The organism is Embleya scabrispora (genome assembly GCF_002024165.1).
GTDB lineage: Bacteria > Actinomycetota > Actinomycetes > Streptomycetales > Streptomycetaceae > Embleya > Embleya scabrispora_A.
On record NZ_MWQN01000001.1, the window covers coordinates 597,233 to 607,196 of the forward strand.

The window sequence follows — 9,964 nt, forward strand, 5'->3', positions numbered from 1 at the left end:
CCGTGGCGCGTCGGGTGAGGATGGGGCGCATGACGACATCGCAGCGGCTCACCCGTATCCCCGCACCCGAAGGCGTCGCTCCGGGTCGGGGCTACACCAACGTGGTCATCGGCACCGGCCGAGTGGTCGCGATCTCCGGACAGATCGCCCTGGACGAGCACGGCGACCTGGTCGGAGCGGGCGACCCGGGCGCGCAGGCCCGGCAGGTGTTCGAGAACCTGCGCCGCTGCCTGGCGGCGGTGGGCGCGACCTTCGACGACGTGATCAAACTGACCTACTTCCTCACCGACATCGCCGACCTGCCGGCCGTCCGGGCGGCCCGGGAGCAGTACATCGACCCGGAGCGACTGCCGGCGAGTTCGGCGATGCAGGTCGCGGCCCTGGTCCGGCCGGATCTGCTCCTGGAGATCGAGGCGTGCGCGGTGCTCCCCGAGCCCGAACCGGCCGCCGAATAGGGTTCGGCGCCGGCCAGCGTCCGGGTGCGAAGCGATGCCGGCATCATGGCCGGGCAGGTCGGCCCGCCGTGCGCGCGGGCTCCCGACGGTTCCCGAAGGGTGGCGGCAAGTGCTCGTGCAGGTGCGCGTGGTCGGCGACGAAGGCACCGAAGTGGCGGCGTTGCAGCGGTGGTTGGCTCTGGACCCCGATCTCCGCGGCGGCGCCGCGATCAGCTACGCCGAGGACGACACGACCGACACCATGGGCGCCACCCTCGACGTGGTCGACGTCGTGCTGAGCAACGGTATCGGCCTGTCCGGCCTGCTGGTGGCGATCGCCGGCTGGCGTCGCTCGCGCGCACCCATCACGGGCGCGGGCGGCCCCGACATCGTGGTGCGCCGAGGCGATGTGGAGGTCGTACTGTCGGAGGCGACGGAGGACGACATCGCCCGCGCCGTAAGGGCCCTGGAGGGTCCGGACGACTCCGGAAGCCCCGCGTGACGGTGCGCTCCGACGCCTGATGGCCGATCAAAAAACGCCCGACGGCCGACCGTTCGGCCGACCGTCGGGCGCGCTCGGGGATACGCCCGGATGAGGCGCGGCTAGACCAGCGCGTCCACCGGGTCCGCGGCCAGGACACCGGCCGTGATCGCCTCGTTCAGCCATTCCGGGAATTCCAGGAGGAGTTGGTCGTACAGCTCCGCGTCACCGAGCGTCCGCGGATCCTGCCCGGCGTGGAAGAAGCCGGCGTTGTCCACCACGCGCTGCTCCGGCACGGTGAGTTCGTCCAGCTTGCGCAGGAAGTCGAAGCCCTTGGACTCGGGGTCGCCGAAACCGAGGAACTGCCAGAAGATCGGCAACCCGGCCGTGTCGCACAGCGCCTTCGCGGCGGCCGGCCGGCTCGTCGGCGCGCCGTCGGTCTGGAAGATCACCAGGGCGGGGTCGGTGCTCCCGGACGCGCGGTAGTGCTCGACCACCCGGGCGATCGCACAGTGGTAGTTGGTCCGGCCCATGTGCCCGTAGGAGCCGTGCAGTTCCTCGATCCGGCCCGCCTGGTTGCCGGGGTCGAGGTCGGCGACGCCGTCGATGTCGGTGGAGAAGAACACCAGCGGGACGACGGCCTCGCCCAGTTGCCCGGACAGCGCCAACGTCTGATCGGCCAGGTGCTGGACGGTGCCGTCCTTGTAGTACGAGCGCATCGAGCCGGAGCGGTCCAGGACGAGGTAGACCACGACGCTGCGGCCGGTGAGACCGCACTTGGCCACGGCCGCCGCGGCGGCCTCGGCGCGTCCCGAGGTCGTGGGCACCGGCTCCTCGGCGCGGGCGGACGGGACGGGGGCGACCGCGGTGGGCGTCGCGGCCGGGGTCGGCTCGGTCTCGGCGGCGGGCGCCTCGGGCTCCGCCGGCGCGGACTCGACCTCGGCGGTCGGCGTGCCGACCACCTCGGCCTCGATCGGCTCCGCCTCGTCGCGGGTCGTGATCGACTGCGCCGGTACGGGAATCGACACCGGGGCCGGCTCGGCGGCGACCGACTGCGCCCGGGACTCGGGGATGACCACCGTCTCGGCGACGACGGGCTCGGGCTCGGGTACCCGCACCGGCTCGGGTTCGGGTACGTGGACCTGCACCGGCTCGGGCTCGGATACCCGCACGGGCTCGGGCTCCGGTTCCGGTTTCGTCAAGGCCGGCGGTTCCGGGACGAACTCCGGCTCCGGCGTGGTCGGCGCGTCCGACGTGTGGTTCGCCTCCGCTGCCGTGCTCGCCTCGACCACCGTGGCCGGCTCCGGTGCGGGGCGTACCGCCGACTCCTCGACCGCGTCCGTCGCCCGGGGTGTCTCCGCCGTCTCGCGGGACGCCCGCGAACGAAAGACGTTGCGCAGCAGACTCCTCAAACCCATCGGCGAATCCTTACCTGTGTGAGGGACGCCGCCCCGATCATCAGGACGGTTACGTAAGGCTAGTCATGGCGCCGGCCGCCCGGCGGCCGACCCGCGCGTACGACACCCGACCGCCCCCCGAACAGCCGAAGGGTTGCCTCTCACACACCGGCGAGCAGCACGAACGCCGCGTCCACGGCGGCGCAGGCGGCGGCCACGTCCTCGTCGGTGAGCGCCGCCGAGACGAACCGGCACGCCGAACCGGCCGCGTCGACGTGAGGCCGCGCGCCGAGCGGATCGCCCCCTGAATGGCCTCCGACCCCGAGTCGGCGAACCGGACGAGGTCGGCGCACGGGATCATCGCCCGCATGGTTTCCGCCAGTTCGATCTCCGGAATGGTGCCCGCACCGAACATGGTGCCGCCGGCCGACACCTCGGCCACCGCCGAGGCGATCCGCGGATCGGCGTGCCCCATCACCGCGCAGCCGTACGAATTCAGGTAGTCGACATACTCGTTCCCGTCCACGTCCCAAATGTGCGCGGCCTTTCCGTGCGCGATATACAGCGGATAGGGATAGGACCCGGTGGTGATGATCCGACCGGACGAGGTCGTTCCGCCCGCCAGGGATCGACGGGCGCGGTGGAAAAGCGCCCGGCTGGTTTCGGTCGACTCGGCCGAGAGCACGAAATTCGCCACCTTTGCCCGCGACGCCCGTCGGCGGCGCCGCGTGGGTTCTCTCCGCCGCCGGCCGTCCCGGCCGCCCGGGATCCCGCGCTCGCCCGGATCGAGCGCGCGCGGCCCCGGATCCGCTCGACGGCCGCTTCGAGCCGGGACATCGGCCGGTCCGGCGAAGAATCCGGCGCCTCCGGATATCCCGGCTCCGCGAATGTGTCGATCCGTTGTCGGGCACATGGAATTTCCTCGCGTCGGTCGTGTCTCGATGTCGGTCGGGCGGGCGGTCGCGAAAAGCGGAGCATCGTCTCGCATTTCCTGGGAAAAACCACGTGACCGAACGGAAAACGGAGCCCGATCGAACCGATACGAGAAATATCCTGGAGCGGGCCGATTCATGCACGGGCCCGGCGGATCGGCCGGATCGCTCCCCCGGCCGACCGCCCCGACCGCGCACCCCGACCGCGCACCCCGGGGCGGTTTCCCGCCACGCGGCGAGGAAACCGACTGCCGGCCGCCGGGCCCGGCGGGTTCAGCCGAGGAAGGTCAACCGCACCGTGCGGTCCGGATTGTCCCGGTTGGTATCGACCATCGTGACCGACTGCCAGGTGCCCAGCGCGAGTTCGCCCGCGATCACCGGCAGGGTCGCGTGGGGCGGGACCAGCGCGGGCAGCACGTGATCGCGTCCGTGGCCGGGGCTGCCGTGTCGGTGTCGCCACCGGTCGTCGGCCGGCAGCAGATCCGCGAGCAGTGCGAGCAGGTCCTCGTCACTGCCCGCGCCGGTCTCCAGGATCGCCACCCCGGCGGTCGCGTGCGGCACGAAAACGTTCAGCAATCCGTCCCGCCCCGCCGCCGCCTCGCGCAGGAATCGCGCACACGTCCCGGTCAGGTCGTACACCCGCTCGTGCCGCCCGGTACTGACCTCGAACACCCGCGACACATTCGTCTCCGCCATCCCCCCATGCTCGCCCGAACGTCGCCCGACGCGGCGCAGCCACACGCTCTCCCGGCGGATTCCTTTGCCTTCGGCCGAATACGTACGGACAATGTGCGGCAGTACCTACCTGTCGGTAAGGCAGTGTCCGAGGAGGGGGAGGCGCATGGCCCGGCGCTACCAGTGCGGTCTCGATGCCGCCATGGACGTCATCGGTGGCAAGTGGAAGGCGCTGATCCTGTGGGCGCTGCACACCGAGGATCGGCGGTTCGGGGAGTTGCGGCGCGCGGTGCCCGGGATCAGCGAGAAGATGCTGATCCAGCAGTTGCGCGAGATGGAGAGTCGGGGCATCGTGCACCGCGAGGTGTATCGGGAGGTCCCGCCGAAGGTGGTCTACTCGCTGACCCCGCTGGGCGAGTCGCTGAACGAGGCGCTGTTGCCGCTGGGCGTGTGGGGCCGGGACCACGAGGAGCAGATCGCCGCCACCGCGCCCTCGACGACCGCGACCCCGGACCCCGCGCGGCCCGCCGCCTAGAGGTCGTTTCCGGGCGAAGTTTCCGGAATCGGCGAATGCCCGGGAATAGCGTCGAACGGTCTGCTATACCCGCGCGGGCGCACTCTGGGTGAGTCGTTGTTGACTTTTCGTAGCACCCGCCGTAATTATTTCGGCAGCGAATATCCGGATTGTCTGCGACGTCTTCGTTGAGCTGCCGGGGTGTGAATATATGACCGAATACGTCCGAGTGTCCGAACAGCTGGCGCTGCCTCGCGGCCGGGTCGAACCGATCATGGCCACCGCTCGGCGGCTCGACACATATCCGGTCCATGTCTGCCTCGACGAGAACACCGCGCTCGCGCACCTGTGCGCCGAGATCGACGGTCGCCGGGTCGCGCTGGTCACCGACGACACCGTGCTCGCGCTGCACGCACGCCGCCTGGCCGAACGCCTGACCGCCGCGGGACTCGACGTGGTCGCCACCTCCTTCCCGGCCGGCGAGGCCAGCAAGAGCCTGCGCACCGCGAGCGCACTGCTCGACTGGCTGGCCGAAACCTCGCTGGTACGCCGGGACATCCTGCTCGCGGTCGGCGGCGGCGTGGTGATGGACACCGTCGGCTGGGTGGCCAGCGCGTACATGCGCGGACTGCCGTACATCAACGTGCCCACCACGCTGCTCGCGCACGTGGACGCGGCCCTGGGCGGCAAGGTGGCCATCGACCACCCGTCCGCGAAGAACCTGATCGGCGCCTTCTACCAACCCCGCGCGGTGGTCTCCAACGTCGGCTATCTGAGCACCCAGGACGATCGTGGACTGCGCGCCGGACTGGCCGAGGCGATCAAGACCGGGATCATCGCCTCGCCCGAGTTGTTCGAGCTGATCGAGCACCGGCACGCGGCCGTACTGGCCGCCGACCCCGGGCCCACCGCCGCCCTGGTACACGCCTCCAGCGTGCTCAAGTGCCGCCTGATCGCCCGCGATCCGTACGAGCGGGACCTGCGCCGGCCGCTGAACTTCGGGCACACCATCGGACACGCCGTGGAGACCGCGACCGGCTACGGCCCGGTCCTGCACGGCGAGGCGGTCGCCTTCGGGATGGCCTGCGCGGCGCGCATCGCCGCACGCCGCGGGTTGCTCGACCCGACCCTGCTCGCCCGGGTGACCGGACTCCTGGACCGGGTGCGGCTGCCCACCACGCTCGCCGCGCTGCCCGCCCCGCTCGATCCGGCGACCACCGTCGAAGCCCTGGGGCAGATCCGCAAGATCCGGGACGGCCGACTGCGCTTCGTGCTGCCCACCGCACTCGGCGAGACGGTGATCACCGACGACGTCACCGACGAGGAGATCCACGCCGCGCTCGTGGTCTCCGCCGAATCCGAGGCCACCTTGGCGCGCACCCACGGAGGAACCGATGGCTGAACCCGCCGGGCTGGATGTGTTCGTGGTCGGCGGGGTGGGTGTGGACATCATCGTACGGGTACCCGAACTCCCCTTGCCGATAAGCGACTTCAAGGTGCCGCCGATCCGCAGTTATGTCGCGCACACCGGCAACGGGGTGGCCTTGGGCTGTCGGGCGTTGGGGCTGCGCACACATCTCGCCGCCGTGCTCGGGGACGACCCGGAGGCGGACTTCGTGCTCGCGCACTACGCGCGGCACGGCCTGTCCTTCGCGCATGCCACCGACCGGGCCGGCACTCCGCGCAGTGTGAACCTGGTCGGCCCGGACGGCGAACGACTCTCGCTGCACGACAGTCGGTTGCCGAAAGACCTGGTGGTCGACCCCGATCTGTATCGCCCCGCGCTGGCCCGGACCCGGCACGCGCACGTGTCGATCGGCGGCTGGTCGCGGGCCGCGCTGGCGGAGGCGGTCGAGGCGGGTGTGTCCACCTCGACCGACCTGCACGGCTGGGACGGGAAGGACCCCGGCCGGGCCGACTTCGCCTACGGGGCCGAACTGGTGTTCACCTCCACCAACCGGCTCGGCGACCGGGTCGAGGAGGCCGCGCGGGACCTGCTCGCCCGGGGCCGGGCCAAGATCGTGGTCGCGATGGCGGGTGGTCGGGGCAGCTATCTGGTGGTGCCGGATCGGCCGCTGTGGCACGTACCGGCGCTGGCCATGCGAGCCGACGAGGTGGTGGACACCAACGGGGCCGGGGACAGCTACGTCTCCGGCTTCCTGTACGCCTACCTCGCCGGCCGCGACTGGGCCGGCTGCGCGGCGGCGGGCACCCACGCGGGGGCGCACGCGGTCCGCACGGCCGGTACGCACACGTCGTTCATCACGGCGGAAGAGCTGGATCGTGCGGTGTCCTGACCGGCTCGGAGGGCGGCTCGGGACGGGCGGGCGCCGTGCCGGCTCCGGGTGGCGTCGTGCCCCCGGGCGGGGTCGGCGTCAGGATCCCGCTCGGGGTGACGATGGCATCGCGGACCGTACTGCCGGCGGCGACCGTGGCGCCCGGCAACACCACCGAACGCAGTACGGTCGCGCCCGGTTCGAGGGAACAGCCCGGGTGGAGCACACTGCCCTCGACCCGCGTCCCCGGTGGTGTGCCGATGCCGAGCAGACTGCCGTCGGCGTACCGGGGAAACCCCTCCCCCAGGCCCGCGAGGGTGCGCGGCAGCAGTTCGGCGGGGATCGGATGCGGCCGGTCGAGCAGCCGCAACTGCTCGTCCCGGTAACGCTCGACGGTGCCGATGTCGGCCCAGTGGTCGGCCACCCGATACGCCGTCACCCGGTCGCCCCGGGCGATCATCGCGGGCAGTACGTCGCGGCTGATGTCGTGTTGCCAGCCTGCCTCGCCGCGTCCGGCCAGCGTCGCCAACACCTCGCGCAGCGCGGCGATCCGGAACACGCAGAACGCGGTGAACACCAGGTCGGAGGTCGGCCGCGCGGGCTTTTCGACCAGGGCCCGGACCCGGCCGTCGGGATCGGCCTCGACCATGCCGAACAGGTGCACCCAGCGGCGCTCGATGCGCTGTACGCCGATCGTGCAGTCGGCGTCGGCGGCACGATGCGCGGCGAGCATCGGCGCGTAGTCGAACACGTAGACGTGGTCCGCGTGTTGGATCAGCAGATCGCGCGCACCCGGCGCGAACAGGTATTCCGCGTTGGCCAACAGCGCGTCGGCGGTGCCGCGTTCGGCGGGCCGGGCGGGCAGGATCGCGCCGGGGCCGGATCGGGCCAGGGTGTCGTGCGGGCCGAAGTGCAGCCGGGTCCCCGGGGATTCGTCCCAGTGCGCGATCAGGTGCCGAACCAGGTCGGACTCGCGGTGCTGGGAGAGCAGGACCAGCTCGGGCAGGCCGGAGCGGACCGCGTTGGCCACGCTGAAGTCGACCAGGCGGCAGCTCGCGGCGTACGGGACGAGCGGTTTGCAGACGGTCGCGGTGAGCGGGCCCATGCGCTCGCCCAGGCCGCCCGCGAGCAGGCCGCCGCGTACTCCGTCGAGCGTCACCAGGTCCGCCCCGGGGCGACGCCGGCGGGGATCAGCGCGCGCAGCAGCGTCAGCGAATTGGCGAGGCCCTGCTCCGTCGGCAGTAGGGCGTCCTCGTGTTCCACGTAGATCACTCCCCGGTAGTCGTCGTCGAGCAGCGCGGCCACGATGGCCGGCCAGGGCAGGGCACCGGCGCCGAGGGCGCGGAACCGGATCGCCGGGCCCGGACCGTAGCGCGACCAGCCCGCGCCGCGCGGCGGTTCGGTGTCGGACCAGCGCTGGAGGTCCTTGGCGTGCACGGCGGCCAGTCGCCGGCCCCAGCCGCGAACGCAGGCCACCGGGTCGTATCCGATGGCGGCGAGGTTGGCGGGGTCCACGCACAGGTGCACCCCGCTCGCGCCGGAGAGCAGCGCCCGGGTGCTGGCCGGGTCGTACGCGACCTGCTTGGGATGCGGCTCGATCACCACGCGTACGCCCAGCGTGTCCGCCAACTCCAGCACCGGGCGCGCGGCGTGCACCCACGCGTCCACGTTGTCCTGCCAACTCACCTCGCTGCCCGACCAGGACAACCAGCGGGCCAGATCGGGCACGCCCAGCATCAGCCGCACCAGCGGCGCGCCCACCCCGGCGGCGAACCGCACCGTCCCGAGCGCGGCGCGCACCCCGAACGCCCGCTTGGCCTCGGCGCTGCCGGCCAACACCGCGTCGGTATGCGGCCCGTGCGGGCCCAGCACGAGTTGGGTGTCCCGGCTGTTGCTCACACACCCGATCGCGACGCCGGCGGCGGCACACCGCTCCCGCACGTCGCGCTGATGGCGCGGATCCTCGAGGCGGGCCGCGTCCACCAGCGCGAAGCCACGATCGACCGGCAGGTCGACCACGCCCACGCCGACGTCCCGGGCCACCGCCAACGCCCCCGCCAGTCCGAACGGCGCCAGCGCGGCAAGGCAGATCCCGAGCCGAATGGGCCCGGCACCGGGGGCGGCTCGGGCCGGGGGCGGGGCGGGTGGGGCGGGGTTCTGGTCCTCGGCTCCGGTGGGGCTTCGGGTCATCGGCGGTCCCCCTCGTTCGGTTGCGGCTCGCTTCCTCACAGGTGGCGGATGTGTGCCCAACCCTTGGGCGGTGAACCCTCGTTCGCCCGCAGGGCGGCGTACACCGCGTCCACCGGATCGGCGATCACGGTCGGCGACGCGGCCGCGCCGAGTTCGGTGACGACGCGCCGGCTCAGCTCGGCCGCGTACGGCGGACACCCCCGGAACACACCGCCGTTGAGCACGACATGCCAGGTGCCGCTCAGGCCCGCCGCGTCCCGGGCCGCGCGGACCCCGTCGATCAGATCGTCGAGGCCGGCCCGCACCACCTCGCCCGCCACCGCGTCGCCCGCCTGCCACGCCGCGCACACCTCGGGCGCCAACGCGGCCACCGCGCTCTTGGGAAACGGCTCCGCGGCCAGCCGGCGGGCCAGTTCGCGCGGCCCCCGGGCGGCGAACAGCGTGGTCGGCCGCCCGCGCCCGTCCGCACCGCGTACGGCGGCCCGCAATCCGGCCGCGCCGAGCGCGTACGCGCTGCCCTCGTCGCTGCCCAGGTACTCGCAGCCCCCGATCACCACCGGCGGCCCCGCGTCCGGCCCGGAACCCGCCACGCAGGCCGACCCGGTCCCGGCCACCACGACCACCCCCGCCCGGCCGTCGGCGGCGCGAGCAGCAGCGGCGGTACGTCCCCGGAGACCACCAGCCGCCCCGCCAGGCCGTGTTCGCGCGCCAGCACCGCCAATCGATCGATCTCCGCCGGCACGGTGTCCATGGTGATCGCGGCGCTCGCGAACCAGCCCAGCGCGGGCGCCCCGGCCAGGTCCGCGGCGATCTCGGCCAGCAACCGCGCCAACGTCGCCTCGGCCGCCGCGCCCGCCGACGCGGGATTCACCGACCCCCGGGTGTACCGCGTGTCGCCCACCCTGGCCGTGGTCCGCGTGCCGCCGGCGTCGATCGCCCAGTACTCCACCGTCGAAAGCCTCCGCAGTCCGTCGAAATCGCCCGCCGCCGGTCACGCTATCGGTGCCGAGGGCCGGCTCGGGGTAGTGGTGGGAAGATACGGTGGGCGACACTCTCGGTCACCTG

The 9,964-nt window shown here is 72.6% G+C and carries 12 protein-coding genes; 5 read left to right on the forward strand and 7 right to left on the reverse strand.

Features of this window, described 5'->3' with window-relative positions; genetic code table 11:
• Positions 1-29: 29 nt before the first annotated feature.
• Positions 30-455, forward strand: a complete 426-nt coding sequence (locus B4N89_RS02920) for a RidA family protein (protein ID WP_078974304.1) — start codon at positions 30-32, stop codon at positions 453-455.
• 109 nt (positions 456-564) lie between these two features.
• A complete protein-coding gene (locus B4N89_RS02925) occupies positions 565-936 on the forward strand; it encodes an effector-associated constant component EACC1 (RefSeq protein WP_078974305.1) in 372 nt (123 codons plus the stop codon).
• A gap of 101 nt (positions 937-1,037) precedes the next feature.
• Here B4N89_RS02925 and B4N89_RS02930 read toward each other — a convergent pair whose 3' ends face one another.
• The 3 genes from B4N89_RS02930 to B4N89_RS02940 form a co-directional block, all read right to left on the reverse strand.
• The gene (locus B4N89_RS02930) at positions 1,038-2,333 is read right to left on the reverse strand and encodes a VWA domain-containing protein (RefSeq protein ID WP_078974306.1); all 1,296 of its coding nucleotides are present in this window, start codon (positions 2,331-2,333) and stop codon (positions 1,038-1,040) included.
• Positions 2,334-2,382: 49 nt separating this feature from the next.
• Positions 2,383-2,997, reverse strand: coding sequence for an aminotransferase class III-fold pyridoxal phosphate-dependent enzyme (locus tag B4N89_RS02935; protein WP_235618442.1), 615 nt, complete (start codon positions 2,995-2,997; stop codon positions 2,383-2,385).
• Between the two features lie 520 nt (positions 2,998-3,517).
• Entirely contained in the window at positions 3,518-3,940 is a 423-nt protein-coding gene (locus B4N89_RS02940; protein WP_078974308.1) for a YjbQ family protein, read from the reverse strand.
• 145 nt (positions 3,941-4,085) lie between these two features.
• On the opposite strand from B4N89_RS02940, the gene B4N89_RS02945 reads away from it, so the two are divergent.
• From B4N89_RS02945 to B4N89_RS02955, 3 genes are all read left to right on the forward strand, one after another.
• The gene (locus B4N89_RS02945) at positions 4,086-4,454 is read left to right on the forward strand and encodes a winged helix-turn-helix transcriptional regulator (RefSeq protein ID WP_078974309.1); all 369 of its coding nucleotides are present in this window, start codon (positions 4,086-4,088) and stop codon (positions 4,452-4,454) included.
• Positions 4,455-4,644: 190 nt separating this feature from the next.
• On the forward strand, positions 4,645-5,835 hold the full coding sequence (gene aroB, locus B4N89_RS02950; protein ID WP_078974310.1) for a 3-dehydroquinate synthase: 1,191 nt from the start codon (positions 4,645-4,647) through the stop codon (positions 5,833-5,835).
• A complete protein-coding gene (locus B4N89_RS02955) occupies positions 5,828-6,730 on the forward strand; it encodes a carbohydrate kinase family protein (RefSeq protein ID WP_078974311.1) in 903 nt (300 codons plus the stop codon). Before aroB ends, B4N89_RS02955 begins: the two co-directional genes overlap by 8 nt.
• On the opposite strand, the gene B4N89_RS02960 is transcribed toward B4N89_RS02955, so the two are convergent.
• From B4N89_RS02960 to B4N89_RS49580, 4 genes are read right to left on the reverse strand one after another with little or no spacing between them, the layout of a single operon-like run.
• Positions 6,696-7,868: a sugar phosphate nucleotidyltransferase gene (locus B4N89_RS02960; RefSeq protein WP_078974312.1), complete on the reverse strand. Its 1,173-nt coding sequence runs from the start codon at positions 7,866-7,868 to the stop codon at positions 6,696-6,698. The genes B4N89_RS02955 and B4N89_RS02960 overlap by 35 nt on opposite strands.
• Positions 7,865-8,899 carry a sugar phosphate isomerase/epimerase family protein gene (locus B4N89_RS02965; RefSeq protein ID WP_078974313.1) on the reverse strand — a complete coding sequence of 345 codons (1,035 nt, stop codon included), beginning with the start codon at positions 8,897-8,899 and terminating at the stop codon, positions 7,865-7,867. Before B4N89_RS02965 ends, B4N89_RS02960 begins: the two co-directional genes overlap by 4 nt.
• A 35-nt stretch (positions 8,900-8,934) precedes the next feature.
• The gene (locus B4N89_RS49575) at positions 8,935-9,513 is read right to left on the reverse strand and encodes a BadF/BadG/BcrA/BcrD ATPase family protein (protein WP_161500601.1); all 579 of its coding nucleotides are present in this window, start codon (positions 9,511-9,513) and stop codon (positions 8,935-8,937) included.
• Positions 9,450-9,848 (reverse strand): hypothetical protein, encoded by a 399-nt coding sequence (locus tag B4N89_RS49580; RefSeq protein ID WP_161500602.1) that lies wholly within the window; start codon positions 9,846-9,848, stop codon positions 9,450-9,452. Before B4N89_RS49580 ends, B4N89_RS49575 begins: the two co-directional genes overlap by 64 nt.
• Positions 9,849-9,964: the final 116 nt, after the last annotated feature.